27 protein-coding genes are annotated in these 26,204 nt (G+C 48.6%); 19 read left to right on the top strand and 8 right to left on the bottom strand.

Annotated elements, in window-relative coordinates:
* Window positions 1-10 precede the first annotated feature (10 nt).
* Both relA and mazG read left to right on the top strand, forming a co-directional pair.
* Window positions 11-2,203, top strand: coding sequence for a GTP diphosphokinase (gene relA, locus AR688_RS09270; protein ID WP_068232437.1), 2,193 nt, complete (start codon window positions 11-13; stop codon window positions 2,201-2,203).
* Between the two features lie 30 nt (window positions 2,204-2,233).
* Window positions 2,234-3,019 carry a nucleoside triphosphate pyrophosphohydrolase gene (gene mazG, locus AR688_RS09265; protein WP_082694727.1) on the top strand — a complete coding sequence of 262 codons (786 nt, stop codon included), beginning with the start codon at window positions 2,234-2,236 and terminating at the stop codon, window positions 3,017-3,019.
* Between the two features lie 40 nt (window positions 3,020-3,059).
* Here mazG and AR688_RS09260 read toward each other — a convergent pair whose 3' ends face one another.
* The gene (locus AR688_RS09260; protein WP_068232433.1) at window positions 3,060-3,431 is read right to left on the bottom strand and encodes an HPF/RaiA family ribosome-associated protein; all 372 of its coding nucleotides are present in this window, start codon (window positions 3,429-3,431) and stop codon (window positions 3,060-3,062) included.
* A 109-nt stretch (window positions 3,432-3,540) separates the two neighbouring features.
* Window positions 3,541-3,714, bottom strand: a complete 174-nt coding sequence (locus AR688_RS20175; protein ID WP_156420264.1) for a hypothetical protein — start codon at window positions 3,712-3,714, stop codon at window positions 3,541-3,543.
* A 177-nt stretch (window positions 3,715-3,891) separates the two neighbouring features.
* On the opposite strand from AR688_RS20175, the gene AR688_RS09255 reads away from it, so the two are divergent.
* Window positions 3,892-5,529 (top strand): CTP synthase, encoded by a 1,638-nt coding sequence (locus tag AR688_RS09255; protein ID WP_068232429.1) that lies wholly within the window; start codon window positions 3,892-3,894, stop codon window positions 5,527-5,529.
* Between the two features lie 60 nt (window positions 5,530-5,589).
* A complete protein-coding gene (gene eno, locus AR688_RS09250) occupies window positions 5,590-6,882 on the top strand; it encodes a phosphopyruvate hydratase (RefSeq protein ID WP_068232426.1) in 1,293 nt (430 codons plus the stop codon).
* A 99-nt stretch (window positions 6,883-6,981) separates the two neighbouring features.
* Here eno and AR688_RS09245 read toward each other — a convergent pair whose 3' ends face one another.
* Window positions 6,982-7,209, bottom strand: a complete 228-nt coding sequence (locus AR688_RS09245; RefSeq protein WP_068232423.1) for a DUF2789 domain-containing protein — start codon at window positions 7,207-7,209, stop codon at window positions 6,982-6,984.
* A gap of 167 nt (window positions 7,210-7,376) precedes the next feature.
* On the opposite strand from AR688_RS09245, the gene AR688_RS09240 reads away from it, so the two are divergent.
* Together AR688_RS09240 and AR688_RS09235 are read left to right on the top strand one after the other, a co-directional pair.
* Complete coding sequence (locus AR688_RS09240) at window positions 7,377-8,027, top strand: GCN5 family acetyltransferase (protein ID WP_068232420.1); 651 nt, start codon at window positions 7,377-7,379, stop codon at window positions 8,025-8,027.
* A 20-nt stretch (window positions 8,028-8,047) separates the two neighbouring features.
* Window positions 8,048-8,371: a DUF962 domain-containing protein gene (locus AR688_RS09235; RefSeq protein WP_068232416.1), complete on the top strand. Its 324-nt coding sequence runs from the start codon at window positions 8,048-8,050 to the stop codon at window positions 8,369-8,371.
* On the opposite strand, the gene AR688_RS09230 is transcribed toward AR688_RS09235, so the two are convergent.
* Window positions 8,368-8,667 carry a DUF3301 domain-containing protein gene (locus tag AR688_RS09230; RefSeq protein ID WP_068232414.1) on the bottom strand — a complete coding sequence of 100 codons (300 nt, stop codon included), beginning with the start codon at window positions 8,665-8,667 and terminating at the stop codon, window positions 8,368-8,370. The genes AR688_RS09235 and AR688_RS09230 overlap by 4 nt on opposite strands.
* Window positions 8,668-8,743: 76 nt before the next feature.
* On the opposite strand from AR688_RS09230, the gene AR688_RS09225 reads away from it, so the two are divergent.
* Genes AR688_RS09225 through AR688_RS09215 form a run of 3 tightly spaced genes read left to right on the top strand, consistent with a single transcriptional unit; the run spans window position 8,744 to window position 10,337 of the window.
* On the top strand, window positions 8,744-9,097 hold the full coding sequence (locus tag AR688_RS09225; protein WP_231732027.1) for a YqcC family protein: 354 nt from the start codon (window positions 8,744-8,746) through the stop codon (window positions 9,095-9,097).
* Window positions 9,094-9,900 (top strand): tRNA pseudouridine(65) synthase TruC, encoded by an 807-nt coding sequence (truC, locus tag AR688_RS09220; protein ID WP_068232411.1) that lies wholly within the window; start codon window positions 9,094-9,096, stop codon window positions 9,898-9,900. Before AR688_RS09225 ends, truC begins: the two co-directional genes overlap by 4 nt.
* Window positions 9,888-10,337, top strand: coding sequence for a flavodoxin (locus tag AR688_RS09215; RefSeq protein WP_068232408.1), 450 nt, complete (start codon window positions 9,888-9,890; stop codon window positions 10,335-10,337). Before truC ends, AR688_RS09215 begins: the two co-directional genes overlap by 13 nt.
* A gap of 10 nt (window positions 10,338-10,347) precedes the next feature.
* Here the strand turns inward: AR688_RS09215 and cysZ are convergent, their stop codons facing one another.
* Window positions 10,348-11,109 (bottom strand): sulfate transporter CysZ, encoded by a 762-nt coding sequence (cysZ, locus tag AR688_RS09210; RefSeq protein ID WP_068232405.1) that lies wholly within the window; start codon window positions 11,107-11,109, stop codon window positions 10,348-10,350.
* A 210-nt stretch (window positions 11,110-11,319) separates the two neighbouring features.
* On the opposite strand from cysZ, the gene AR688_RS09205 reads away from it, so the two are divergent.
* Window positions 11,320-11,514, top strand: coding sequence for a hypothetical protein (locus tag AR688_RS09205; protein WP_068232402.1), 195 nt, complete (start codon window positions 11,320-11,322; stop codon window positions 11,512-11,514).
* A gap of 63 nt (window positions 11,515-11,577) precedes the next feature.
* On the opposite strand, the gene dapD is transcribed toward AR688_RS09205, so the two are convergent.
* From dapD to map, 3 genes are read right to left on the bottom strand one after another with little or no spacing between them, the layout of a single operon-like run.
* Window positions 11,578-12,402: a 2,3,4,5-tetrahydropyridine-2,6-dicarboxylate N-succinyltransferase gene (dapD, locus tag AR688_RS09200; protein ID WP_068232399.1), complete on the bottom strand. Its 825-nt coding sequence runs from the start codon at window positions 12,400-12,402 to the stop codon at window positions 11,578-11,580.
* Between the two features lie 8 nt (window positions 12,403-12,410).
* On the bottom strand, window positions 12,411-15,035 hold the full coding sequence (glnD, locus tag AR688_RS09195; protein ID WP_068232396.1) for a bifunctional uridylyltransferase/uridylyl-removing protein GlnD: 2,625 nt from the start codon (window positions 15,033-15,035) through the stop codon (window positions 12,411-12,413).
* A 26-nt stretch (window positions 15,036-15,061) separates the two neighbouring features.
* The gene (gene map, locus AR688_RS09190) at window positions 15,062-15,850 is read right to left on the bottom strand and encodes a type I methionyl aminopeptidase (protein ID WP_068232394.1); all 789 of its coding nucleotides are present in this window, start codon (window positions 15,848-15,850) and stop codon (window positions 15,062-15,064) included.
* A 309-nt stretch (window positions 15,851-16,159) separates the two neighbouring features.
* Here map and rpsB point away from each other — a divergent pair, with 309 nt between their 5' ends.
* The 9 genes from rpsB to bamA all read left to right on the top strand — a co-directional run bounded on the left by rpsB (window position 16,160) and on the right by bamA (window position 26,187).
* Window positions 16,160-16,891, top strand: a complete 732-nt coding sequence (gene rpsB, locus AR688_RS09185; protein WP_068232391.1) for a 30S ribosomal protein S2 — start codon at window positions 16,160-16,162, stop codon at window positions 16,889-16,891.
* Window positions 16,892-16,997: 106 nt separating this feature from the next.
* On the top strand, window positions 16,998-17,870 hold the full coding sequence (gene tsf, locus AR688_RS09180) for a translation elongation factor Ts (protein ID WP_068232388.1): 873 nt from the start codon (window positions 16,998-17,000) through the stop codon (window positions 17,868-17,870).
* 119 nt (window positions 17,871-17,989) lie between these two features.
* Window positions 17,990-18,730, top strand: a complete 741-nt coding sequence (gene pyrH, locus AR688_RS09175) for a UMP kinase (protein WP_068232385.1) — start codon at window positions 17,990-17,992, stop codon at window positions 18,728-18,730.
* Between the two features lie 59 nt (window positions 18,731-18,789).
* A complete protein-coding gene (gene frr, locus AR688_RS09170) occupies window positions 18,790-19,347 on the top strand; it encodes a ribosome recycling factor (protein WP_068232381.1) in 558 nt (185 codons plus the stop codon).
* 94 nt (window positions 19,348-19,441) lie between these two features.
* On the top strand, window positions 19,442-20,254 hold the full coding sequence (uppS, locus tag AR688_RS09165) for a polyprenyl diphosphate synthase (protein WP_442966001.1): 813 nt from the start codon (window positions 19,442-19,444) through the stop codon (window positions 20,252-20,254).
* 5 nt (window positions 20,255-20,259) lie between these two features.
* Window positions 20,260-21,123, top strand: coding sequence for a phosphatidate cytidylyltransferase (locus tag AR688_RS09160; RefSeq protein ID WP_068232375.1), 864 nt, complete (start codon window positions 20,260-20,262; stop codon window positions 21,121-21,123).
* Complete coding sequence (ispC, locus tag AR688_RS09155; protein WP_068232372.1) at window positions 21,123-22,316, top strand: 1-deoxy-D-xylulose-5-phosphate reductoisomerase; 1,194 nt, start codon at window positions 21,123-21,125, stop codon at window positions 22,314-22,316. Before AR688_RS09160 ends, ispC begins: the two co-directional genes overlap by 1 nt.
* Window positions 22,316-23,671 carry a sigma E protease regulator RseP gene (rseP, locus tag AR688_RS09150; RefSeq protein ID WP_068232369.1) on the top strand — a complete coding sequence of 452 codons (1,356 nt, stop codon included), beginning with the start codon at window positions 22,316-22,318 and terminating at the stop codon, window positions 23,669-23,671. Before ispC ends, rseP begins: the two co-directional genes overlap by 1 nt.
* A 26-nt stretch (window positions 23,672-23,697) precedes the next feature.
* The gene (gene bamA, locus AR688_RS09145) at window positions 23,698-26,187 is read left to right on the top strand and encodes an outer membrane protein assembly factor BamA (RefSeq protein ID WP_068232366.1); all 2,490 of its coding nucleotides are present in this window, start codon (window positions 23,698-23,700) and stop codon (window positions 26,185-26,187) included.
* The last annotated feature ends 17 nt before the right edge of the window (window positions 26,188-26,204 follow it).

Here is a 26,204-nt window from a genome sequence, read left to right as displayed (position 1 = left end):
GGAACAGCACATGGTTAGGGTTCGCCAGTCGCACAGCACTGATTATAACAGTGGTGAAACGCTGGAATGGTTATGCTCACTGGGGCTGACTGAGAAAAAGATCAGCAGTTTAATGGCCGCGGCCGAGTGGCTGAAGCAGCATCAACTGGTAGAGCCGATACTTGCTGTGCGCACCGGCTGGGAGATGGTCGAAATTCTGGCTGAGTTGCGTATGGACAGCGACTCTTTGCTGGCTGCTTTATTATTCCCGTTACTGGAAGCCGGGCTGGTCAGCCTTGAACAGCTGGAACCGGCGTTTCCGTCCAATGTATTAATCATGCTGCGCGCAGTACAGCAGATGGAAGCTATCCGTAGTATTCCTACCGGGCCTAATCAGAGTGTTAACCCGCAGCAGGCTGATAACCTGCGCCGTATGTTGTTGGCAATGGTAGAAGATGTGCGTGCCGTGGTCATTAAACTGGCGGCGCAAATTTGTTACCTGCGTGAGGTGAAGAACGCCGACGAAGAAACGCGGGTACTGGCTGCCAAAGAAACCAACGCGATTTTTGCCCCGCTGGCCAACCGCTTAGGTATAGGCCAGATCAAATGGGAGCTGGAAGACTTCGCGTTTCGGTATTTACATCCGCAACTGTACAAACAAATTGCCAGTTTACTGGAAGAAAAACGCCTTGACCGCGAACAGTATATGCAGGATTTTGTCGCCTCAGTGCGACAAAAAATGGCTGATGCCAATCTGGCAGTAGAAGTGTATGGCCGGCCCAAACATATCTTCAGTATCTGGAAAAAAATGCAGAAAAAACAGCTGGCCTTTGACCAGCTGTATGATATCCGTGCGGTGCGCATTGTTACTGACAGAGTGCAGGACTGCTACGGTGCTTTGGGTATAGTGCATACCAGTTGGCGGCATTTGCCAAAAGAGTTTGATGATTATATCGCCACACCAAAACAAAACGGCTATCAGTCGATTCATACCGTGGTTCTGGGGCCGCAAGGCCGGGCAGTAGAGATTCAGATCCGCACGCGGCAGATGCACGAAGACTCAGAACTGGGCGTAGCGGCACACTGGCGTTATAAAGAGGGTGCAGTGGCCGGTAAAGACGGTGCCAATGATGAGAAAATAGGCTGGCTGCGTAAATTACTGCAATGGCAAGAAGATGTGGTCGACAGCAGCGATTTAGCCGAAGAACTGCGTAACCAGGTGATTGAAGATCGTGTTTATGTCTTTACCCCCAAAGGCGATATCGTCGATTTACCTATGGGCTCAACACCGCTGGATTTTGCTTATTATGTGCATTCTAACGTCGGTCATCGCTGTATTGGCGCCAAGGTATCCGGCCGGATCGTGCCTTTTACCTATCAGATGAAAACCGGCGATCAGGTAGAAATTCTGACCGGCCGCGAGCCTAACCCCAGCCGTGACTGGCTAAACCCGCATTTAGGCTATTTAAAATCCAGCCGCGCCCGCTCTAAAGTGCAGTACTGGTTTCGCCTGCAAGACCGCGATAAAAACCTGGCTGCCGGTAAAGAGCTGCTTGATACTGAACTGACGCGGCTGAATCTGGTGATGGAGTATCCGGCCAAAGTACTGACCCGGTTTAACGTCAACAGTATGGACGAGCTGCTGGTAGGCATTGGCGGTGGCGAAATTAAAGTGACCCAGGTAGTGCACTTTATTCAAAGCCAGTATGTAAAAGAAGAGCCGGAAATTGATCCGCGTTTAATTACCAAACCGTTGCCCTCTACCAAAGCGAAAAGCGATGTAGTGGTGCAGGGGGTGGGTAACCTGTTGACGCATATGGCGGGTTGCTGCCATCCGCTGCCGGGCGATGCCATTATCGGCTACATTACTCAGGGCCGCGGTATCGCTATTCACCGCGACGACTGCGACCAGTTTAAAACCCTGCAGGACAGCCACCCCGAACGGGTGGTAGACGCCACCTGGGGCGATAAATACGCCTCTGGCTATGAGGTGGATATCCGTATCGTGGCGCACGACCGTAACGGCTTATTGCGCGATATCACCAGCATTTTGGCCAATGAAAAAGCCAATGTTACCAAGATGAGCAGCAGCTCGGATATTAAAGCGCAAACCGCGGTAATTAATATGACGATGGAGCTGTATAATCTCGATTCGCTGAATAAGTTATTAAGTAAAATCAGCCAGATAGATGATGTAGTAGAGGCCAAACGCTTTCATCATTAATTCGTAACAGTAAAAATATAAAGGATTAGCGTGTCAGATAATATAACCCGCCTGCTGGGCATTATGAGCCGTTTGCGCGATCCGCAAAGCGGTTGCCCGTGGGATTTAAAACAAAGCTATGCCACTATAGTGCCTTACACCCTGGAAGAGGCCTATGAAGTGGCCGATGCCATCGCGCGTGAGAGCTTTGACGAGTTAAAAGATGAACTGGGCGATTTACTGTTTCAGGTGGTGTTTTACGCTCAAATCGCCAAAGAGGAAGGCCGCTTTGAATTTGATGATTGCGTAGCGGCGATTTGCGACAAGTTAGAACGGCGCCATCCGCATGTATTTGGTAGTGTTAGCGTAGCGGATGCCCTTAATGCCGATACGGTGCTGCAAAACTGGGAAGCACTAAAAAGTAACGAGCGTAAAGATAGCGGCCTGTATAGCGTACTGGACAATATTCCGCAGGCAATGCCGGCGTTAAGCCGCGCTTACAAGCTGCAAAAACGCTGTGCTAATGTCGGTTTTGACTGGCCCAATGTGGAAGGCTGCTGGGATAAAGTAAAAGAAGAAATTCTTGAAGTAGAGCAAACCCAAGCCAGCAGCGCCGAACTGAGCGAAGAGCTGGGCGATTTAATGTTCGCGCTGGTTAACGTGGTGCGTAAACATAAGCTGGACCCGGAAGCGGTGCTGCGCGCCGCCAACAGTAAATTTGAAAAGCGTTTTCGCGCAGTAGAACAGGCATTAGCTGCAGAAGGTAAAACACCGCAGCAATCTAGCCTGGATGAAATGGGAGCGCTGTGGCATAAGGTAAAGAAACACGCACAATAAAAAGGCGCCGCGATTAGCTTAGCGCGGCGCCTGATTTTGGTTAAGAATTTACTACTTCGTCTGGTTCAGCATAGTCGGCGTTAGGCGCCCGCACATGCTTATCGCGTAGCTTACCTACTACAGAGCTTAGTTTGCGCTGCATTTTGTCAGCGGCGCCGGTGATTGCCTGGCTAACAGTGGCGGCATGCTCAGTTATGGCAACCGGATCTAAGCCTTCAAAGCGGGCCTCTAACAGGCAGCGTTTGTCGTTGCCATCGTTTTTCTGCTGGCCATTTTCGTCACTTAAATGCACTTCAACCCGGGTTAGATGATCAGCAAAACGGCTAAGTTTAGTTTGCAGTGTGTCGCGGATAAATTCAGCTAAGCGCTCGTCTGACGGGATATGACGGTCTGTGTGAACTTGAATTTGCATAGGCTACTCCTGTGGTTGACTAAGTGGCGGGATACACAATTTACAGACCCCGCCGGTGTCGAATGGTTTCCATCTGCTACTACTTATCTGGAGGCTGCAAGCGGCATAGTCAAGGCAGGAACGGCAAAAAATGGCGGTAAATGAAAGCGGTGTTGAGAATCGCATCCACCGGAACACTCACACCAACACGCCGTAAATACTTCCCTGTAGGCTCGATTCGGCCATCCTGGCCTGCAACGGTTGGTTTAGAGTGTTCCGGTTGCTGCTCAGCTGATAATTGCATATAAATCACCTTAGCCAGCAGCTTTACGTTGAGTGCCGATGCGCGCTTTGCTATACTTTCCTCCCGTCCTGATACCAATTCTTGAACAACCGTTGTACCCCAGTGTTACCACACCGGGCGCTTGGTGTTTTTCTGTTTTGGTATTCATCTATTGATTAACATTGTCTCAGGGGTCTCATGACTACAAGATATATCTTTGTGACGGGTGGCGTGGTTTCCTCCTTAGGTAAAGGCATTGCTGCAGCATCACTGGCAGCTATTCTGGAAGCGCGTGGCCTTAAGGTCACCATCCTTAAACTTGACCCCTACATTAACGTTGATCCGGGCACTATGAGCCCGATTCAGCACGGTGAAGTGTTTGTAACCGAAGACGGTGCTGAAACTGATCTTGACCTTGGCCACTACGAGCGCTTTATCCGCACCAAGATGACCAAGCGCAACAACTTTACTCAGGGCCGTATTTACGCCGATGTATTGCGCCGTGAGCGCCGTGGCGATTACCTGGGCGCCACTATTCAGGTTATTCCGCACATTACCAACGAAATCAAAAGCCGCGTAGTAGCCGGTGCTGAAGGCTACGATATTGCTATCGTTGAAATTGGCGGCACTGTAGGCGATATTGAATCGCTGCCGTTTTTGGAAGCCATTCGCCAATTAGGCACCGAAGTGGGCCGCGAGCGCACGCTGTATATGCACCTGACGCTGGTGCCTTACCTGGGCACTGCCGGTGAAATTAAAACCAAGCCAACCCAGCATTCGGTAAAAGAGCTGCGTTCTATCGGTATTCAGCCGGATATTCTGGTGTGCCGTTCAGACCGTGCTATTCCATCCAACGAGCGCGCCAAAATAGCGCTGTTTACTAATGTGGAAGAAAAAGCGGTTATTTCGTTAAAAGACGTCTCCAGTATTTACCAAATTCCGGCGCTGTTAAAATCACAAGGGCTGGACGATTTAGTTTGCCGCCGTTTTTATATTGAAGCGCCGGAAGCAGACCTGGTTGAGTGGGAACAAGTGCTGTACCAGGAGTCGAACCCAACGGGTGAGATTACCATTGGTATGGTGGGCAAGTATGTTGAATTGCCGGATGCGTATAAATCAGTAAACGAAGCACTGGGTCACGCCGGCTTAAAAAACCGTGTTAGCGTGCATATTAAATATATCGACTCACAAGATGTTGAGAGTAAAGGCGTTGGTATTTTAGCCGGGCTGGACGGCATTTTAGTGCCGGGCGGTTTTGGCGAGCGCGGCGTTGAAGGTAAAATTCTGGCGGCGCAGCACGCCCGCGAACATAAAGTGCCGTACCTGGGCATCTGTTTAGGTATGCAGGTGGCGCTGATTGAGTTTGCCCGCAATGTAGTCGGCATGAGCCATGCACATTCCACCGAATTTAACAAAGATACACCTTACCCGGTAGTGGGTTTAATTACCGAATGGCGCGATGCCGACGGCTTAGTGGAAACCCGTTCAGACAAGTCTGACTTGGGTGGCACCATGCGTCTTGGCAGCCAGAACTGTAACCTCGTTGATAATACCAAAGCCCGCGAAATTTACGGCAAAGCGGTTATTCAGGAGCGGCATCGTCACCGCTATGAAGTGAATAACAACTTACGGCCGCAATTAGAAGAGGCAGGATTAGTGGTATCGGGTTTATCGGCCGACAACCAACTGGTGGAGATGATAGAAATACCGTCGCACCCGTTCTTTGTGGCCGGGCAATTTCACCCGGAATTTAATTCGACACCACGAGATGGTCATCCGTTGTTTCAGGCCTTTGTCGCCGCAGCGTACAAAGCGCAGAAGCAACAGCGCGTATAACTTGTGCTAAGCCGTGTCAATAAACACGGCTTTTTCGTTTTAGAACAGGGGACTTAAAGCATGTCTGAGATCGTAAAAATTATCGCCCGCGAAATTATGGATTCACGCGGCAACCCAACAGTAGAAGCTGATGTGTACTTAGCCAGCGGCGCTATGGGCCGTGGTTGTGCCCCGTCTGGTGCCTCTACCGGTTCACGCGAAGCGTTAGAACTGCGTGACGGCGACAAAAGCCGTTACTTAGGTAAAGGCGTGACTAAAGCGGTAGCCAATATCGACGGCGCGATTCAGGCGGCGTTAAAAGGCAAAAACGCGTATAACCAGGCGCAAATCGACCAGATCATGATCGATTTAGACGGTACTGAAACCAAAAGTAAGCTGGGCGCCAATGCTATTCTGGCGGTGTCATTGGCGGTAGCACGCGCTGCTGCTGCGGATAAAAAAATCCCGTTATACCAGCACATTGCTGATTTAAACGGTACTTCCGGTGTATACAGCATGCCGGTACCGATGATGAATATTATCAACGGTGGCGAGCATGCCGATAACAACGTGGATATTCAGGAGTTTATGGTGCAGCCGGTAGGCGCCAAAACCTTCGCTGAAGCGCTGCGGATGGGGGCTGAGATTTTCCACAGCCTGAAAAAAGAGCTGCAAAAGCGCGGCTTAAACACTGCAGTGGGTGATGAGGGCGGTTTTGCACCGGATTTAAAATCAAACGAAGAAGCGCTGTCAGTTATCGTTGAAGCAGTAAAAGCTGCCGGCTACGAGATGAATAAAGACATTACGTTAGCGCTGGACTGTGCCGCCTCTGAGTTTTATAAAGATGGTAAATATGTACTAAGCGGCGAGAACAAGAGCTTTGACTCTTACGGCTTTAACGACTACCTGGCCGGCTTAAGCCAGCGTTATCCTATCGTGTCTATCGAAGATGGTTTAGACGAAAGCGACTGGGATGGCTGGAAAGACTTAACCAACAAAATCGGCAGCAAAGTGCAGCTGGTCGGTGATGATTTATTCGTTACCAACACCAAAATTTTAACCCGCGGTATTGAGCAGGGCATTGGTAACTCTATCCTGATCAAGTTTAACCAGATTGGTTCGTTAACCGAAACTCTGGCCGCGATTAAAATGGCCAAAGACGCCGGTTTCACTGCCGTTATTTCACATCGCAGTGGCGAAACTGAAGATGCCTTTATTGCTGATTTAGCCGTAGGCACTGCCGCTGGTCAAATTAAAACCGGCTCACTGTGCCGCTCTGATCGTGTGTCCAAGTACAACCAGTTACTGCGTATTGAGCAAGAACTGGGCAGCAAAGCGCCGTACAAAGGCCGCAGCGAAATTAAAGGCCAGTAATTACTGACTGTTACCTTGTTATCAGGTAAAGAATCAAAGCCACCGCTAGGTGGCTTTGTTTTGTCTGTTACACAGCCAAGCTGCAGTTATCATGCGGCGTTAATGTAGCAAGGTGTTTAGCTCGTCAATAACTTCGCACCACTCAGCATCTTGTTTGAGTGACTCGCGCAAAAAACTGGCCTGGGCCTGATTCCAGAACGGCGCATCTTGTATTGCCGTATTAGCAGGTAGTTTATGCTGGCTGACAAACTGACGTATAGCCTGTTCGTCATTGTCTAATCCTAGTTGGGCAAATAAGGTGTGCAAATCATGTTGTGACATATCCATAACTTATCCTTGGGTATTCTGCGGTTAATACAGCATAGCCAGCTGCATACTCTTTTGCTATACAGTGGTTTTGCTGCAAAGCGGTTATGCTCTAGAACCGCTGCTTGGCAATACAAAGCCTTGCTGCTATTGTGGATAAAAAAACAACAATAACAGACGGGGTATGTATGTTGGCTGAACTGAATACGGTAGAGCTGGACCGGCTAAAAGCAATTTTACTTAGTGCAGATGAATTAAAACTGGCAGCATCGTTGCTGTATCAGTCTTACCATGATGATCCGCTGTTTATGGAAATTTTTCGTGTCGATAAAACAGATTATGAACAACGGCTGCGCGCAGCTATCCGCGAAGAGTTAAATACCTTTTGGCAGGCAAAGCAGCCAATAATTGGTTTGTTTTCTGCTGAGCAGTTGCTGGGGGTGGCCTGTGTTATCACGCCTGACTCGGGCATCGGCGCCAGCCGGTTGTGGCACTGGCGGCTTAAAATGTTGCTGACAGCCGGCTACGTTTCCACCAAACAGTTGCTGGAGAAAGAGCAAAAAATTCATGCGGCCATGCCGGCAGAGCGCTACCATATGCTGGCGTTTATTGCCGTTGCTCCCAAGCAGCAACATCTGGGGTTGGGCCACTACCTTATTCATGCGGTGGATTCGATAGTGGATAAAGATCAACAATCTGCCGGCATTGGTGTCTTTGTTACGCTGGATAAATATAAAGCGTTTTTTGCTGATGATAAGTATCAACCGGTTTGTGATCTGGCATTCAACACCGTTAGTGGCACCTTAATGTTCCGGCCGCGACAACAGCTGGCCGGGTAGTTTATTAGGGGAGAACGCCGATGAATAAATTCAGCAGTTTCGCAGAGTTTTACCCGTATTATTTAAGTGAACACCAAAATCCGGTGTGCCGTGCACTGCACTACATAGGCAGTACTTTAGTGATTATAGTGCTGTTGTATGTGCTGTTTACGCAGCAGTGGATTTGGCTATGGCTGTTGCCGGTTATTGGCTATGGCTTTGCCTGGCTGGGGCATTTTTTGTTTGAGCACAATAAACCCGCCACCTTCCAATACCCGTTTTACAGCCTGGCAGCCGACTGGGTTATGTTTAAAGATTTTTTAACCGGCCAGCTCAAGCAGAAGCTGGCGGTTAAGTCTGGCTAGTTAATACGGTAAGCTGGCAGGTTAAACTCGGCCAGCCGCATGCCGCTAAGTAACAATTCTGCCTGATAACGGCTTTCGCCGTCACCGCTGAAATCCACCTGATACGAGGTAATAAAGCGTAAGCGGCCATTTATCTTACGAAAACTATGGCCATTTCGGCCACAATCAAGCATTTGCAGTTGCTGCTGCTGACAAAGCTGGCGCGCCACTACCACGGCGCGTTCATCTTGTTTGCGTTGCAGCCAGAAGGCATAACAAATACTGCTGATTATCAACAGTAATAATACTGGACCCATAGATAACTCCCAAAACTATTGGCAGATAATGCTGATTCACCACGCTTTTTACAAGGGCTGGTTGCAGCTTTAGCTTATGTTAAACTGTGCCGCTTATTACGAGGTAGTTATGTCAGACGTGGTTAAAACCCTGCTTATTGAGCTGGAAACTGAGCTGAAACAGCAACAGCTTTGGAGTACAGTACCGCCGCAACCTGCTGCCATGGCCAGCACAGTGCCATTTTGCTATGACACTATGGCGCTTGAGCAGTGGTTACAATTTATCTTTCTGCCACGGATGCAGGCATTGCTGGATGCCAGGTTAGCCTTACCCAACAAAATCAGTGTGCTGCCAGTTGCAACCGAGGCGTTTAAAACACATGGCGTACGTGTGGTGCCATTACTTAGTATTATTGCACGTATAGATAGCACCTTGTCGGGTGAGGCATGAGTGCTGCAGAACCCTTTGTGCTGAATGCACCCCTGCGCATTTTATATCAGGACGAGCACCTGGTAGCGATAGATAAACCCAGTGGCATGTTGGTGCACCGCTCATTTCTTGATAAACACGAAACAGTATTTGTTATGCAAACACTGCGCGATCAGATTGGCCAACATGTGTTTCCGGTGCACCGGTTAGACCGGCCAACGTCTGGCGTGTTAGTGTTTGCCTTATCCAGCGAGGTGGCGCGCCTGTTGGGCGCGCAGCAGGAAAAACAGCTGTGGCGTAAGCATTATCTGGCAGTAGTGCGCGGTTTTTTACCGCAGGGTGGTGAGCTGGATTATCCGCTCAAAGAAGAACTGGATAAAATTGCCGACAAATTTAGCCGCGATGATAAGGCGCCGCAGCAAGCCATCAGCCGTTATCAGCCATTACAACAGGTAGAGCTGCCAATACCGGTAAGTAAATACCCGGCGGCGCGATACTCGTTAGTGGCACTGCAACCCTTAACCGGGCGTAAACACCAGCTACGCCGCCATCTGGCACATTTACGTTATCCGATAGTCGGTGATACCAGCCATGGTGATGGTAAGCATAATGCGCTGTTTAAACAGCACTTCAATTGCCGCCGCTTGCTGTTAATTGCCAAGCAGTTGCAGTTGTCGCATCCGGTCACGGGGGAAACTTTGCAGTTTAGCGCTGGTCTTAACGAGCTTGAACCGTTGTTCAGCCAATTTGGCTGGCCGGTCGATGAAGTTTATTATCAGCAACAATTTGCTGAGCTTTTTATGGAGGAAAAATGGCAAAAATAGCCCTGATAGTTGGTACCGTATATGGCGCCGCCCAATATGTTGCTGAAGAAGCTCTACCGTTATTAACCAGCCTGGGGCATGAGGTAGCGCTGTATGATGAAGCTAAACTGGATGACGTGCTGAGCTTTAATGCCGATATCTGGCTGGTGGTAAGCTCCACCACCGGGCAGGGTGATCTACCTGATAATGTATTTCCGTTTTTCCTTGATGTACAAAACCGTTTCCCGCTGTTAACCGGCAAAAAGTTTGCGGTCATAGCGCTGGGAGACAGTAGCTACGACACCTTCTGTGCTGCCGGCGAGAAGTTCCGCGAGCTGTTGCTGGAAATTCAGGGCACAGAACTGGCGCCGATGTTACGCATCGACGCCGGCGAAACGCTGGAGCCGGAAAGCATTGCCCTGCCGTGGCTTAAACAACATCTTAGTGCCCAAAACTAAGCAGTAATTATCAGCAGTATTTATCCAGCTTATTATAAGCCTTAGCGCCCGGTGCTTTTAGTGCCGGGTCGTTTTGTGCTGCCAGTTTATCTACCCACATTGCCGTGGCACCGCATACTGCAATGGGCATCACAAACAGGTTAAACAGCGGGATCATGCAGGCGATATTTACCGTGATACCAAAGGCAAAGCTGTTGCCGGGCTGGGCCCGCAATTGTGAGCGCATAGTGCGAAAGTCTATTTTATGGTTGTCGTACGGGTAATCGGCATACTGTATCGCCAATAACCAACTGGTAAATAAAAACCATAAGATCGGGCCAATCAGGGGTAAAAATAAAAACAGCACAAACAACACTATTGCACGTGGCAGGGCGTAAATAAATTTTTGCCATTCGCGTGCCAGCATCCGCGGTATATCTTTAACAAAACCTGCCAGGCCAGTGTCAGGTATTATCCGGCCAGATAAATGCGCTTCCACTTTTTCGCTTAACAAGCCATTAAAAGGCGCGGCGATAAAGTTGGCCACCATGGTAAAGCTGTAGGCCAGGCCTATTACCAGCGACATCACTCCAAGCGGGATCAGCAGATATTCCAGCCAGTGCAGCCAATCAGGCAGGTACTGTTGCACAGCTGCAACCATAGCACTGACCTGCTGCAATAAAATGTAGAATGCTAAAGAAAACAGCACCAGATTAATCAGCAGTGGGATCAGGACAAAACGCTTCAAACCTTTGGTATGGATCAAAGTTAAACCACGAAAAAAGTAGTACATTAAAACCTCAGCTAGAATACCAGCAACAGCTATGCTGGCAGTATAAGGTGTCAGGCTTAAATTCCGCTGTATTAGCTCAGGTTTTTTGGTAACAGAATATAACGCTGTTAACAGAGTGCTGGCATATCAGCGGGGTTTTTATGCTAGAATGCGCGCAGTTTTTTGCCGCGGCGCGGTTTAACCGGTTTTAACAGCAACTAAGGGTGATATATGGCGATGTTAGGTTCTGCATTGGTATTTGGAGTAACCACACTGTGTTTACTGGCAGGGTTAACCTGTCTTATTTCGGCCTTGTTGGTACCTGCTGCAGAGGGCTCAGAGAAGCAATTTGAAAAACGCCTTGAGTACAGCATGTTTGCTGCTGTGGGTTTAGTCAGTTTCGCGGTGTTGCTGTATATCGGCTAAAGCGGTTGTAGCGTAATAGAAAACGGCAGGAATAACCTGCCGTTTTGCTTTTGTAACTGTAAGTTATTCTATGCTGCGCAGCAGGGCGTTAATACCTACTTTGGCGCGGGTTTGTGCATCGACTTTTTTCACAATAATAGCGGCATATAAGCTGTGGCTGCCATCTTTCGACGGAATTGAGCCTGGTACGACTACGGCACCGGCAGGCACGCGGCCATAGCTGATTTCGCCGGTTTCCCTGTCATAAATACGCGTGCTCTGGCTGATATACACACCCATTGACAGTACTGCACCTTCTTCAACAATCACGCCTTCTACCACTTCAGAGCGGGCGCCGATAAAGCAGTTATCTTCAATAATGGTCGGGTTAGCCTGCAACGGCTCTAACACGCCACCAATGCCGACGCCGCCGGATAAATGCACGTTTTTACCAATTTGCGCACAGCTGCCTACGGTCGCCCAGGTATCTACCATAGTACCTTCGCCGACATAGGCGCCGATATTCACATAAGAGGGCATCAGTACTACATTTTTGGCCACATAGCTGCCGCGGCGTACCGCGGCTGGCGGTACTACGCGTACACCATCAGCACGGAATTGCTCATCAGTGTAGCTGGCGTATTTCATTGCTACTTTATCAAAAAAGCGGTTTTCGGCGCCGTCCATTACCTGGTTATCGTTGATACGAAACGACAGCAATACGGCTTTTTTCAGCCACTGATGTACCACCCATTCACCGGCAATTTTTTCTGCCACCCGTGCACTACCGTTGTCCAGCATGCTGATCACGCTGTCAACGGCGTGTTTCAAATCAGTGCTGACGTTGGCCGGGGTAATATCGGCGCGTTGTTCAAATGCTTGTTCGATAATGCTTTTTAACTCTGACATTGTCTTTGTTAGCCTTCTGTTTGCTGTGATAGTTGCTCGATCAGGGCCCGTTTCAGCGCGCTTTGTTGCTCGCTGCTCAGGGCTTGATCGTCGCTATTTGAAATCATAAAAAAGTCTTCTGCCCGCTCGCCGATAGTGGTGATTTTAGCCGCATGAATATTGACATCGCAGCGCTGAAAAACTTCACCAATATTAGCCAGCAAGCCAGGGGTGTCCAGTGCTGCCAATTCAATCATCGTGCGTTTACTGGTATTACCGGGTAAAAATACCACTTTGGGCGGCACATTAAACTGGCGCATCTGGCGCGATAACCTGGTTTTTTGCCGCGATAAGTCTGGTTTGTCGAGAATATACAGCTCTAACGCCCGTTTAATACTTTGCTGGCGTGACGGTGAATTTACCGGCTCGCCGTTTTGCTCCAGTACTACAAAGGTGTCCATGGCATAACCGTCTTTATTGGTCATGATCTGGGCATCAAAAATATTCACTTTTTTGCTGTCCAGTGCTGCCACTAAACGGGCGAATAACTTGGGCTGATCTTTAGTGTAAATAAACACCTGAGTACCGCCGCGGATGGGGGCCTTGCTGATCAGCACCAGTGGTTCATCCGGATTTTTATGCCGTAAAATATGCTCGCAGTGCCAGGCAATTTGCCGTGCGCTGTAGCGGGCAAAGTAATCGGCCTTAATCCGGCTCCATAACTGCAGAATTTCGCTTTCGCTAAAGGTTTGCTTTAGTAGCAGCGGCATGGCTTCGCTTTGGTTTTCGCGGATTAAATCGCGCAGGTCCATCGGTTTTTCCAGCCCGCGGCGAAAGGCTTTTTGCGTGGCCAAAAACAACTCACGCAGCAAGGAGCCTTTCCAGTCATTCCATAAATTATCGTTAGTGGCGCGGATATCGGCCAGAGTCAGGCAGTACAGATAATTCAGCCGGGTTTCGTCGCGTACTTTTTCGGCAAATTCGGCCACTACTGCCGGATCATGAATATCACGGCGTTGCGCGGTAACTGACATCAGTAAATGATGCTCTACCAGCCAGGCAATCAGTTTGCTGTCAAACTCGCTAAGCTTATGCAGCTTGGCAAATTCACGCACGTCCATGGCACCAAGCTCAGAATGATCGCCGCCGCGGCCTTTGGCAATATCATGAAAAATACCGGCTAAATACAGCAATTCCGGCTTTTCCATTTTTTTGACGATATCACTGCACAGCGGAAACTCGCTTTCATGTTCGCTTAGCGTGTATTTATACAGGTTTTTCAGCAGGCGGTGAGTATGCTCATCCACGGTGTAGGCGTGGAACAAATCAAACTGCATTTGGCCAACAATATTGCGCCATTGCGGCAAATAGGCCGCCAGCACGCCGTAACGGTGCATCAAGGTAATGGCTTTGTCCATGCCGCGTGGGTGGCGGATAATAGCTAAAAACAGCTGGCGGCAGGCTTCATAGTCCTGTAAATCGCCCATTAAACGCCGCCGTACCTGGCGTACCAAGCGCATGGTAGAGGAATGCACACCGGTAATGTTGGAGTTATTGGCAATATGCCAGAACAGCCGCAGCAGGTTATCGCGCCGGGCGAATACCGCATTGTCGCGGGCCACGATCAAATGGCCCTGCAGCTCGAAGTAGTCATCCAGCACCAGGGTTTTAACTTTTTCTTTGTGGTTTAAAATGCTGCCGTCAAAGTGCTGCAGCAGCATTTCGTTCAGCTCGCTTACGCGTTGCACGGTGCGGAAAAACCGCTTCATCATCCGTTCCACCGAGGCTTTACCATCGGCGCCAAAGCCCAGCCGTTCAGCCACTGCGGGTTGGTAATCAAATAAAATACGGTTTTCGTTACGGCCGGCTTCCATATGCAGCGCAAAGCGCATTTGCCATAAATAGGCTTCACACTCCATCAATTCCTGATATTCATCTTCGGTCAGGTACTGATAGGCCACCAGTTCGCGCATGGTGCGGGTTTGAAAATGGCGTTTGGCTACCCAGCCGATAGTTTGAATATCGCGCAGGCCGCCCGGGTTAGCTTTTAAGTTCGGCTCAAGGTTGTAAGCGGTGCCGTGATACTGCGCATGGCGCTGTTGCTGCTCGTGGCGTTTGGCCTGAAAAAATGCCTGGCTGGTCCAGAAACTGTCTTTACTGACTTCAAACTGTAGCTGTTCAAACAACAGCTTGTTGCCGGTAAGCAGGCGCATTTCCAGCAGGTTAGTGGCAATGGTAATGTCGTCTTTACCCAGTTTTATCGACTCTTTTACCGTGCGTACACTGTGGCCAACTTCAAGGCGTAAATCCCACAGCATGGTAATAAACTGAGCGATAGCATCTTGTTGCGCGGTGGATAAACGGCCGTCAGCCAGGATCAGTAAGTCGATATCAGAGCTGGGGTGCAGTTCGCCGCGGCCATAGCCGCCAACAGCAATCAGGCTTAAGTCTTTGCTTTTATGCAGCTCAGTTTTATGCCACAGCTGTACCAGTACATCGTCGATAAAGCGGGCGCGCGCTTTTACCAGCGCATTAACCGGATGCTGTGAAAAACTGCGGCCAAGCCAGTCATGAAAGTCAGCGAAATGTTTTTTGTAGCTCTCCAGACTGTAACTGTCAGGCAGCGCTTTGCTAAAGGTTACGGTCTGGGTCATGTCGCTTACTCCATTTATAGCGGGTCTTATTCGGCGGTCAGAATGCGCTCTATCGTATCATCACTGCGCAGCGTTAAAATTTCACAGCCGGTATCGGTGACTAAAATAGTGTGTTCAAACTGGGCTGATAAACTACGATCTTTAGTGACTACTGTCCAACCGTCGGCTAATAATTTACTGTGGCGGGCGCCGGCGTTAATCATCGGCTCTATGGTTAAACACATACCGCTTTTCAATACTTCACCGGTGCCCGGCTTGCCGTAATGTAACACCTGCGGGTCTTCATGAAATACCGCACCTATGCCGTGGCCGCAGTATTCGCGCACCACTGAGTAACTGTGTTTTTCAGCATGTTGCTGAATAACATGGCCGATATCGCCCAAACGCACACCGTCTTTTACTTTCTTTAAGCCAAGGTACATACATTCCTGCGTAACCCGGATCAGCCGCTCAGCCATAATGCTGGCTTTGCCAACGACAAACATTTTTGACGTATCGCCGTGGTAGCCATCTTTAATGACCGTGATGTCGATATTAACAATATCGCCTTCTTTAAGTTTTTTATCGGCTGGAATACCGTGGCAAATTACCTGATTGACTGAGGTACAGATAGATTTGGGAAAACCGTGGTAGTTCAGCGGCGCCGGTATTGCCTGCTGCTCGTTAACGATATAGTTGTGGCAGATGGTGTTCAGCTCATCGGTAGTGACACCGGCTTTTACATAAGGCTCAATCATTTCCAGCACGTCGGCGGCGAGGCGGCCAGCGACACGCATTTTTTCAATTTCGGCCGGGGTTTTGATGGTTGCTGTCATGCCTGTTCTCTCTTTGGTACCAAGGGGCGGTGTGGCCCGTTGTACTGCTGCAAAAATACACATTTGATTGTGTTTGTAAGGTGCCTATGGTATAAAGCGCGCCGCAAATTAGCAAATCGCTTTGTCTTTTATTGCAGAACCTTTTGTTCTTAGATAGAGATAAATGCGGGCTGATAAGCGGAATTTAAACAAAACACACATGTATCGACACATATTCCGGGGTGCTTTGCTTTGCGCTGAACAACAGCCAGACCAGAGTCGGCATATGGGATACATGGAGGCTTAACCCCTTATACAGGAAAATAAATCATGGCAAAAGTTTCTATGCGCGACATGCTCCAGGCGGGCGTGCACTTCGGTCACCAAACCCGTTACTGGAATCCAAAAATGAAGCCATTCATTTTCGGTGCGCGTAACAAAGTACATATCATCAACCTGGAACAAACTGTTCCTATGATGAACGATGCACTGGCATTCATTCAGCAAGTAGCAGCGAAAAAGGGCAAAATCCTGTTCGTTGGTACTAAGCGTGCGGCTTCTGAAGCAATCAAAGAAGCGGCAAGCAAAGTTGATCAGTTCTATGTAAACCACCGCTGGTTAGGTGGCATGCTGACTAACTGGAAAACTGTTCGTCAGTCAATCAAGCGTTTAAAAGATCTGGAAGCGCAAAGCCAGGACGGTACTTTCGACAAGCTGACCAAGAAAGAAGCTTTAGACCGTACCCGTGAAATGGAAAAGCTGGAAAAGAGCTTAGGCGGTATTAAAGACATGGGCGGCTTGCCAGACGTGCTGTTCGTGATCGACGCTGACCATGAACACATCGCGATCAAAGAAGCTAACAACCTGGGTATTCCGGTTGTATCTATCGTTGATACCAACTCTGATCCAAAAGGCGTTGACTTTGTAGTACCAGGTAACGATGACGCGATCCGCGCTATCCAGTTATATCTGGCTGCTGTAGGTCAGGCTATCCTGGAAGGTCGTGACAAAAACATCGAAGTACAGGCTGAAGCCGAAGCCTTCGTTGTTGAAGCAGAGTAATTTCTCTGTCATTAGCGCAGGCTAAGCTTGCGCTAACACAGTGCAAAATTGCGACAGGGGCCCCGGCCCCTGTTTGTCCAACCCGAATTATTACGAGGAAGCTCCCATGGCTGTAACTGCCGCTTTAGTAAAAGAACTTCGCGAGCGCACTGGCGCTGGCATGATGGATTGTAAAAAAGCATTGGAAGAAACTGCAGGCGATATCGAAGCAGCAATCGATGCGATGCGTAAAAGTGGTCTGGCCAAAGCTGCCAAGAAAGCAGGCCGTATTGCCGCTGAAGGTACTATTTTAACCCGCGTAGCGAACGGTTACGGTTTAGCTATTGAGTTTAACTGTGAAACTGACTTCGTAGCGCGTGATGCCAGCTTCCTGGCGTTTGCTAATGCTGTTGCTGATTTAGCCCACGCTAACAAGCTGTTCACTGCTGAAGCCATTTTAGCTGCTGATTTAAACGGCACTTCAGTTGAAGACACCCGTGCAACTTTGGTTGCTAAAATTGGTGAAAACATCAACGTACGCCGTGCTGCGGTAGTTGAAGGCGCTGTGATTGGCTCTTACGTCCACTCTGGCCGTATCGGTGTATTAGCTGTGCTGGAAGGCGGTAACGAAGATATTGCTAAAGATGTTGCTATGCACATTGCTGCTAACAACCCAGGCTTCTTAACACCAGACGACGTGCCGGCTGATGTTGTTGAGCGTGAGCGTGTTATTCAAATCGACATCGCGGTTAACTCTGGCAAGCCACAGGAAATCGCTGAGAAGATGGTTGCAGGCCGTATGAGCAAGTTCACTGGTGAAGTAAGCTTAACCGGTCAGCCATTCGTGAAAGACCCATCAGTTTCTGTTGGCGACTTCCTGAAGCAAAACAGTGCCAAAGCTGTTTCTTTCATTCGCTTAGAAGTAGGCGAAGGTATCGAGAAGAAAGAAGAAGACTTCGCAGCTGAAGTTGCAGCCCAAATCGCGGCGGCCAAGAAGTAATTTATTCTTCTGCAAACTGGCAAAACCCGCTAGAATAACCGCGGCTTCAGGTCTAACAACCTGGCCGCGGTTTTTTTTACCCGCAATAATCCTAATTAACCACGCATTATGGGGATCTCATGAGCACGAATCCAAAACCAACTTACCGCAGGATCTTATTAAAACTCAGTGGCGAAGCCCTGATGGGCGATGAGGGCTTTGGTATTGACCCCAAAGTGCTGGACCGGATGGCGCAGGAAATTAAAGAACTGGTTGAACTGGGCGTGCAGGTGGGCATAGTAATAGGTGGTGGTAATATTTTCCGTGGTGAAGGCCTGGCCAAAGCCGGAATGAACCGCGTAGTGGGTGACCATATGGGCATGCTGGCGACGGTAATGAATGGCCTGGCGATGCGTGATGCGTTGCACCGCGCCTACGTGAACGCGCGGATGATGAGTGCTATTCCGTTAAATGGTGTCTGTGACAATTACAGCTGGGCTGAGGCCATCAGTTTATTAAAATCAGGCCGGGTAGTAATTTTTTCTGCCGGTACCGGTAACCCGTTTTTTACCACCGATTCAGCAGCCTGTTTACGCGGTATTGAAATTGAAGCTGATGCCGTATTAAAAGCCACCAAAGTTGATGGCGTATTTTCGGCCGATCCGGTAAAAGACCCTACTGCCACGCTGTACAGCCAGCTGACTTATAACGAAGTGCTGGATAAAGAGCTTAAAGTGATGGATTTAGCTGCCTTTACGCTGGCTCGGGATCATAATCTGCAAATCCGCGTGTTTAATATGAACACTGCAGGCGCATTAAAGCGGGTAATTATGGGCGAGCCGGAAGGCACAGTCATCGACCACGCCGAAAATTTACAGTAAACTAGAGTGCTGAGTAAGGCGTGCTGAATAGGCGCCATGAATAAAAAAGGATACCGATCGTGATTAACGACATTATTACAGACAGCAAAGTACGGATGGAAAAAAGCGTTGATGCGCTTAAAGTGCAATTAACCAAAGTGCGCACTGGTCGCGCTCACCCAAGCTTATTAGATGGTATTTCCGTATCTTACTATGGCACCGATACACCACTGCGTCAGGTAGCCAACGTCTCTATCGATGATGCCCGCACACTGGCTATTACCGTGTTTGACAAGAGCATGACTGCTGCAGTAGAAAAAGCCATTATGGCGTCAGATTTGGGGTTAAACCCGATGTCTGCCGGTACTATTATTCGTGTGCCGTTACCGGCTTTAACTGAAGAGCGCCGTAAAAGCCTGGTTAAACTGGTACGTGGCGAAGCCGAAAACGGCCGTGTTGCCGTGCGTAATATTCGCCGTGATGCCAACGCTGATTTAAAAACTCTGCAAAAAGATAAAGAAATCAGTGAAGATGATGAGCGTCGTGCAGCTGAGGAAATTCAGAAAATTACTGATCTTTTCGTCAAGAAAATTGACGAAGTACTGGCCGACAAAGAAAAGGAATTAATGGAAGTTTAATTACAACTTCTGTTAACGTATCAGCGTCGTGACGCTTGGGCATTACGGCGCTTTTTTCTATTTGGCGTATTTTCGTTGTAACTTAATTCAGTAAATCAGCAGCAGACTGGTTATCATAAAATTTAAGGACAGGTCGCACCGTATGACTGCAGAGTCGCAGCTCAAACCGCAAAGCTTACCGCAGCATGTGGCAATCATTATGGATGGCAATGGCCGCTGGGCACAGCGCCAGGGCAAGCCACGGGTGTGGGGACATAAAAAAGGCGTGGAAGCGGTACGGCGCAGTGTGAGTTTTTGTCGCGAGCTGGGTATCAAATCGTTAACCTTGTTCGCTTTTAGCAGTGAAAACTGGCGCCGGCCGGAAGATGAAGTATCAACGCTGATGCAGCTGTTTTTAATGGTGCTGCAAAGCGAGGTAAAGACCTTGCACAAGCATAATGTCAGGCTGAAGATAGTAGGGGATTTATCTGCTTTTAGTGACAAGCTAAGAGCCAGCATTGATAAAGCTGAACAGTTAACGGCAGCAAACACGGCTTTAACACTGAATATCGCCGCCAACTATGGCGGGCGCTGGGATATGGTAAATGCCGCCCGGGCGCTGGCAACACAAGTACAGCAAGGTACACTTGCTGTGGATCAGATTAACGAGCAGACATTTGCTCAGCAGGTGCAGATGCACGAACAGCCAGAGCTGGATTTACTTATTCGCACTGGTGGTGATTTACGCATCAGCAATTTTTTATTGTGGCAGGCCGCTTACGCTGAATTCTGGTTTACTGAAACGCTCTGGCCAGATTTTGATCAGCAGGTTTTCTCAGAAGCGATAGCCGCCTTCGTCAACCGAGAGCGTCGTTTTGGCTGTACCGGAGAGCAGATCCGGCAGCTTGCGATGTTGGGTAAAGGATAGCGAGATTGTTTAAACAACGGGTTATTACTGCGCTAATTCTGGCGCCACTGGCGTTAATGGCGGTATTTTATTTACCGCTGGCTGGTTTTGCGCTGTTTATTTCTGCGGCATTTTTACTGGGTGCCTGGGAGTGGAGCGGCTTTTGTGGTTTGCCATCCAAGGCAATGCGTTGGGTGTACGTGGGCTTAACAGCAATGATTCTGGCGCTGTTGTATTGGCAATTGCCGGTACAAGTCAGTTGGCCGGTGGAAACAAATGTACTGTTAACCAGTTTACTGTTAGCGGGTAATGCCTGGTGGTTGCTGGCGATTATATTAGTGCTTAGCTATCCGCGCAGCCAAAAGTTATGGGCAAAAAGTGACTGGGGCAAGGCATTAATGGGCTGGCTGACACTGATCCCGGCCTGGGCTGCAGTAATGTTTATCCGCTCTACCGATTATGCCGCCTCAACCTTTACCGGCGCTTGGCTGATCTGTTGTTTGTTATTGCTGGTATGGGCTGCAGATATTGGCGGCTATATCGTTGGCAAACCTTTTGGTAAGCATAAGTTGCTGCCTAAAGTCAGCCCGGGTAAAACCATTGAAGGCATGCTGGGCGGTCTGGCGTTAGTGGCCATAGTAGTTACCGTGGTAGCTTATTTACAGGACTGGCCGCCCCAGGTTGGCATATGGTATATCGCTGCGTTATTACTGACGATTTTATCCGTATTTGGTGATTTAACCGAAAGTATGTTTAAGCGTGTTGCCGGTAAGAAAGACAGCGGTGCCTTTTTGCCCGGCCACGGTGGTATTTTAGATCGTATTGACAGCTTAACCGCAACAGCACCGTTATTTGCCATTATTGTTGCCATTTATGGCGGTTTTTATTAATGCGTAATGTGGTGATCCTGGGTTCCACCGGCTCTATCGGTATCAGCACCTTGTCTGTGCTAGCGGCTCATCCAGAGGATTATCAGGTGCTGGCGCTGACAGCTGCAACGCAAACCGATAAGTTGTTAGAGCAATGTCTGGCAGTAAAGCCGCGCTATGCCGCTATGCTCGACAGTAACGCTGCCAGTGAGCTGGCAACAGAATTAAAACTGGCAGGCAGCTGCACTGAGGTGCTGGATGGTATTGACGCTTTATGCCAGTTAGCGGCACACCCGGATGCCGATATCGTGATGGCGGCTATTGTGGGCTCTGCCGGGCTGTTGCCAACACTGGCCGCAGTAGAGCAGGGTAAAACGGTACTACTTGCCAATAAAGAAGCTCTGGTGATGAGCGGCGAGTTGTTTATCAGCAAAGTAAAGCGCCATGGCGCGACTTTATTGCCGATAGACAGCGAACATAACGCGATATTCCAATGCTTACCGGCGCCGTTACAGCAACATACCCATGATCAGCAAATCGCTGATTTTGGTATCAGTAAGTTATTACTAACCGGCAGTGGTGGCCCTTTTCTGACCACACCCTTAACTGAGTTTGACAGTATTACGCCGGCACAGGCTGTGGCGCATCCCAACTGGAGTATGGGGCACAAGATCTCCGTTGACAGTGCTACCATGATGAACAAAGGCTTGGAGTTTATTGAAGCGCGCTGGTTATTTAATTGCCAGGCGGCAGATATCGACGTGGTTATTCATCCGCAAAGTATTATTCATTCGATGGTGCAATACACAGATGGCTCTGTGCTGGCACAATTAGGCCAGCCGGATATGCGCACACCCATTGCCCATGCACTGGCGTTTCCAAAGCGTATCGCCAGCCCGGTGGCACCACTTAGTTTTAAGCAAATGCGCGATTTTACTTTTACCGAACCTGATAAAGCGCGCTACCCGAATTTGTATCTGGCTATGGCGGCCTGTGGCTTTGGTCAGGGTGCAACTACAGCACTTAATGCGACAAACGAGCTGGCTGTAGCGGCTTTTTTAGCGCAGAAAATTCGTTTTACCGATATAGCCCGGGTTAATGAGCAAGGCCTTGAACATTTTGCTGACTTTCGTGTCAGTACGCTGGATGATATATTGGCGCTGGACAATGAAGCGCGCCATTATGCGCAGACACTACTGAGGAAACTAACTTAATGTCGGGTGCGATCTGGAATTTACTGTCGTTTATCGTCGCGCTGGGTGTATTAATTACTGTGCATGAGTTTGGCCATTTTTGGGTCGCGCGAAAAAATGGTGTGCTGGTTAAGCGTTTCTCCATAGGATTTGGTAAAGCATTGCTAAGCTGGCGTGATAAGCAAGGCACAGAATTTGTTATTGCGGCTATTCCGCTGGGTGGCTATGTGCGGATGCTGGATGAACGGGTTGACCCAGTGCTACCGCAGTTTAAAGATTTGGCGTTTAACCATAAAACTGTCTGGCAGCGCATGGCCATTATTGCCGCCGGCCCCGCCGCCAACTTTATCTTCGCCGTATTTGCTCTTTGGCTGATGTATATGCTTGGCGTGCAAACGATGCGCCCGGTGGTAGCCAGTGTTGCGCCGCAGTCTATTGCAGCTCAGGCTGGCATTACGCCACAACAACAAATTGTTTCAGTAAATCAGCATAATGCCACCGATGCCAGCAGCGTGAATTTGCTGTTGGTAGAGCAGATTGGCAGCAGTAGTATCACGCTTGGGTTGCAGGATGTTGTTACGCAGCAGCAGCGCTCTGTCACACTGAATACAACTGACTGGCAGTTTGACCCGGAAAAACAAAGCGTATTTGACAGCCTTGGGCTTAATTTAGCCCGGCCCCAGGCCCTGACAGAAATTGCACAGGTAGCGCCAGACTCAGCAGCAGAGCGCGCCGGGCTTCAGGTAAATGATAAAATTATACGTATTGATGATACTGACATTACGCAGTGGACGCAGTTACAAGCGTTAATCAGCAATGCGGCAGAGCAACAGCTGTCTGTTGAAGTAGAGCGCAGCGGTACAGTGCTGAGTATTAATGTTACGCCAACACTGCTGGTTACTGCTGATGGTTTTTCCCAAGGTGTGCTCGGCATTACACCTAAAGTCAGTGACTGGCCAGAAGGTGTGCTTTACACCCGCCAGTATGGAGTAATTGATGCTTTTGGTGCCGGTGCGGCCCATACCTGGCAATTTATCCGCCTGAGTGTATCGATGATTGGCAAGCTGCTGACAGGCGATGTTTCTGTGAAGCATTTAAGCGGCCCTATCTCAATTGCACAAGGTGCTGGTACAACTGCAAGCCTTGGTTTGGTAGCATTTCTATCGTTTTTAGCCCTGATAAGTGTTAACTTAGGCGTTATCAATTTGCTGCCATTGCCGGTGCTGGATGGTGGGCACTTAATGTATATGCTGGTGGAACTAATACGAGGCAAACCTGTCTCTGAAAAGACGCAGGAAACAGGTTTCCGGTTCGGAGCGCTGATCCTGCTAATGTTGATGGGAATTGCGCTGCTCAACGATATTTCTCGTTTGTAAATAACTAATCATAAGTAGTTCAAATAATGACAATTAAACGATTAGTAGCTGCGATGTTTCTTGCTTCGGCAAGCAACTCGGTGCTCGCTGAAGAATCATTTACGGTTCAGGATATTCAGGTAGAAGGTTTGCAGCGCGTTGCGCTGGGCGCTGCGTTGAATAATCTGCCTTTTAACGTTGGTGATACCGTGACAGAGTATAATTTGTCACGCAGTATCCGCACGCTTTACAGCGCAGGACATTTCGATGATATTCAGGTGCTGCGTGATGGTAATACGGTAATTTATCGTTTGCGCGAACGCCCAACCATTAACGCGATAGAGTTTGATGGCAATAAAGACATCAAAGAAGACCAACTGAATGAGAGCCTTGCAGGTAACCGTATTGAAGTTGGTGAGCCGCTGGATAAAACTATTCTGAAAAATATCGAGAATGGTCTTACTGAGTTTTATCACGGTGTAGGTAAATATCAGGCCAGCGTTGAAATTGAAGTGACTTATTTGCCACGTAACCGGGTCAATCTGAAGATTAAGTTTGATGAAGGTGACCCGGCCTCTGTCCGCCAGATCAACGTGGTGGGTAATAAACTGTTCTCTGATGAAGAATTACTGAGCAATATCGAATCGAAGCAGGATTTACCCTGGTGGCGCTTTTTGTCTTCAGATCGTTACCAGAAACAAACTCTGCAAGGCGATATAGAAAAGATTAACAGCTACTATCTTGACCGCGGTTATCTGCGCTTTAACATTGACTCTTCGCAGGTTTCCGTTAGCCCGGATAAAGAATCTGTTTACGTGACACTGAATATCACCGAAGGTGAAAAATATACTATCAGTGGTGTGAAGTTTGTCGGCGATTTAATTGGTCAGGATGAATTTATCCGTCAGATCCTGCCGTTAAAAGATGGCCAGTTGTATAACGGTGCACTGGTCACTTACACCGAAGAGAGTATTGCCAAACTACTGGCGCGTTTTGGTTATGCTAATTCAAAAGTCCGCACTATTCCGGATATCAATGAAGACACCAAAGAAGTTGAATTAACTATTAGTGTCGACCCTGGCAAGCGTGTTTATGTGCGCCGTATTAATATGTCAGGCAACAGTAATACCAAAGATGAAGTATTACGCCGTGAACTGCGGCAGATGGAAGGAGCCTGGCTATCCAATGACTCACTGGAACTGTCCAAACAACGCATTCAGCGTTTGCCATACATCGAATCTGTTGAGTTTGCTACTGCACCGGTAGCGGGTATTGATGATCAGGTTGATGTAGGTTTTACCATTAAAGAGCAGCCATCAGGTAGCTTTAATGCCGGTATCTCTTATGGCAACTATATGGGCATGTCATTTCAGATTGGCGTGCAGCAAGAAAACTTCTTCGGCAGTGGTAACAGTGCCGGTATCAGCTTAAGCACCAATAAATACCAGAAATCAATTAGCACAACCTATACCAACCCTTATTTCACACTGGATGGTGTTAGCCTGGGTGGGCAGGTGTTTTACTCTGATACCGATTACAGCAGTGCCTCGTCTAACCTTGAAGCGTATAACCAGCAGCGTTATGGGTTTGGCGCTAATATCGGTTACCCGTTAAACGAGTATAACCGGTTAAACTTTGGCGCTAACTATGTGGTAAACAAGATTAACTCTATTAATGAGTATGATCAGCTGCGCCATTTCCGCGGTGTATTGTTAGATGCGCAGAATCCGGATGGTGGTTACCAGTTTACCAACTATGAGTTATCGGCCGGTTGGGTAAGAAGTACGCTTAACCGCGGTTTATTCCCTACAGCGGGCCACTATTTGGGCGCAACGCTAAGGGTGACCACGCCTAATTCAGATCTGACGTACTACAAAGTGATGTTCGAAGCGCGTAATTATATTCCGCTGAGTAACGATCATGCCTGGTCATTCCTCAGCAAGCTGGAAACAGGCTATGGCAATGGTTATGGCTCGAAAAACGGTTATGACTATACCTTACCCTTTACTGAGAATTTCTATGCTGGCGGTGATAATATGCGCGGTTTCGAAAGCCGTATCATAGGTCCGCACGCTATCTTCCGTTACGCCCAAAGTGTACCGGGATTACCAGACCCTAATGCTGGCTCAGGTGGGTTCCCAAGCGGCCCAGAGAGTGACCGTTATCAGGTGTCACAGCGCTCCATTGGTGGTAACGCTATGGCAGTAGCGACGTTGGAACTGATTACCCCGACGCCGTTTTTAAGTGATGACTATCGTAATTCAGTGCGTACCAGTATATTTGTTGATGCCGGTAATGTCTGGGATACGGAGTTTGATATTAATCGCTATGTTGGTTTGACAAGGTTAGTTACCAGCCAAGAACAACCAGAACTGATAGATTACTCAGATGCCAGTTTGATTCGGGCGACAGCTGGTGTATCTTTACAGTGGATTTCGCCAATGGGACCGTTAACGTTCAGTTTGGCAAAAATCATCAAGAAATATGATGGTGACTTACAAGAAAACTTTAGTTTCAATATTGGTACAACTTTCTAGATTAGAATAATAGGGAA

It is taken from the genome of Rheinheimera sp. EpRS3 (genome assembly GCF_001513785.1).
Classification (GTDB): Bacteria; Pseudomonadota; Gammaproteobacteria; order Enterobacterales; family Alteromonadaceae; genus Alishewanella.
The sequence above is the reverse complement of the archived record's forward strand: the minus strand, read 5'-3'. Positions and strand labels throughout refer to the sequence as shown.

Excerpts from the sequence above, each read along its gene's own strand:
- ispC (WP_068232372.1), top strand. The coding sequence starts at position 21,123 with ATGCGTAATGTGGTGATCCTGGGTTCCACCGGCTCTATCGGTATCAGC.
- cysZ (WP_068232405.1), bottom strand. The coding sequence starts at position 11,109 with ATGTACTACTTTTTTCGTGGTTTAACTTTGATCCATACCAAAGGTTTG.
- truC (WP_068232411.1), top strand. The coding sequence starts at position 9,094 with ATGAGTGCTGCAGAACCCTTTGTGCTGAATGCACCCCTGCGCATTTTA.
- map (WP_068232394.1), bottom strand. The coding sequence starts at position 15,850 with ATGACAGCAACCATCAAAACCCCGGCCGAAATTGAAAAAATGCGTGTC.
- AR688_RS09255 (WP_068232429.1), top strand. The coding sequence starts at position 3,892 with ATGACTACAAGATATATCTTTGTGACGGGTGGCGTGGTTTCCTCCTTA.
- glnD (WP_068232396.1), bottom strand. The coding sequence starts at position 15,035 with ATGACCCAGACCGTAACCTTTAGCAAAGCGCTGCCTGACAGTTACAGT.
- tsf (WP_068232388.1), top strand. The coding sequence starts at position 16,998 with ATGGCTGTAACTGCCGCTTTAGTAAAAGAACTTCGCGAGCGCACTGGC.
- dapD (WP_068232399.1), bottom strand. The coding sequence starts at position 12,402 with ATGTCAGAGTTAAAAAGCATTATCGAACAAGCATTTGAACAACGCGCC.
- AR688_RS09215 (WP_068232408.1), top strand. The coding sequence starts at position 9,888 with ATGGCAAAAATAGCCCTGATAGTTGGTACCGTATATGGCGCCGCCCAA.
- pyrH (WP_068232385.1), top strand. The coding sequence starts at position 17,990 with ATGAGCACGAATCCAAAACCAACTTACCGCAGGATCTTATTAAAACTC.
- rpsB (WP_068232391.1), top strand. The coding sequence starts at position 16,160 with ATGGCAAAAGTTTCTATGCGCGACATGCTCCAGGCGGGCGTGCACTTC.
- AR688_RS09225 (WP_231732027.1), top strand. The coding sequence starts at position 8,744 with ATGTTAAACTGTGCCGCTTATTACGAGGTAGTTATGTCAGACGTGGTT.
- AR688_RS09235 (WP_068232416.1), top strand. The coding sequence starts at position 8,048 with ATGAATAAATTCAGCAGTTTCGCAGAGTTTTACCCGTATTATTTAAGT.
- AR688_RS09205 (WP_068232402.1), top strand. The coding sequence starts at position 11,320 with ATGGCGATGTTAGGTTCTGCATTGGTATTTGGAGTAACCACACTGTGT.
- AR688_RS20175 (WP_156420264.1), bottom strand. The coding sequence starts at position 3,714 with ATGCAATTATCAGCTGAGCAGCAACCGGAACACTCTAAACCAACCGTT.
- AR688_RS09245 (WP_068232423.1), bottom strand. The coding sequence starts at position 7,209 with ATGGATATGTCACAACATGATTTGCACACCTTATTTGCCCAACTAGGA.
- AR688_RS09260 (WP_068232433.1), bottom strand. The coding sequence starts at position 3,431 with ATGCAAATTCAAGTTCACACAGACCGTCATATCCCGTCAGACGAGCGC.
- eno (WP_068232426.1), top strand. The coding sequence starts at position 5,590 with ATGTCTGAGATCGTAAAAATTATCGCCCGCGAAATTATGGATTCACGC.
- AR688_RS09230 (WP_068232414.1), bottom strand. The coding sequence starts at position 8,667 with ATGGGTCCAGTATTATTACTGTTGATAATCAGCAGTATTTGTTATGCC.
- rseP (WP_068232369.1), top strand. The coding sequence starts at position 22,316 with ATGTCGGGTGCGATCTGGAATTTACTGTCGTTTATCGTCGCGCTGGGT.
- bamA (WP_068232366.1), top strand. The coding sequence starts at position 23,698 with ATGACAATTAAACGATTAGTAGCTGCGATGTTTCTTGCTTCGGCAAGC.
- relA (WP_068232437.1), top strand. The coding sequence starts at position 11 with ATGGTTAGGGTTCGCCAGTCGCACAGCACTGATTATAACAGTGGTGAA.
- AR688_RS09240 (WP_068232420.1), top strand. The coding sequence starts at position 7,377 with ATGTTGGCTGAACTGAATACGGTAGAGCTGGACCGGCTAAAAGCAATT.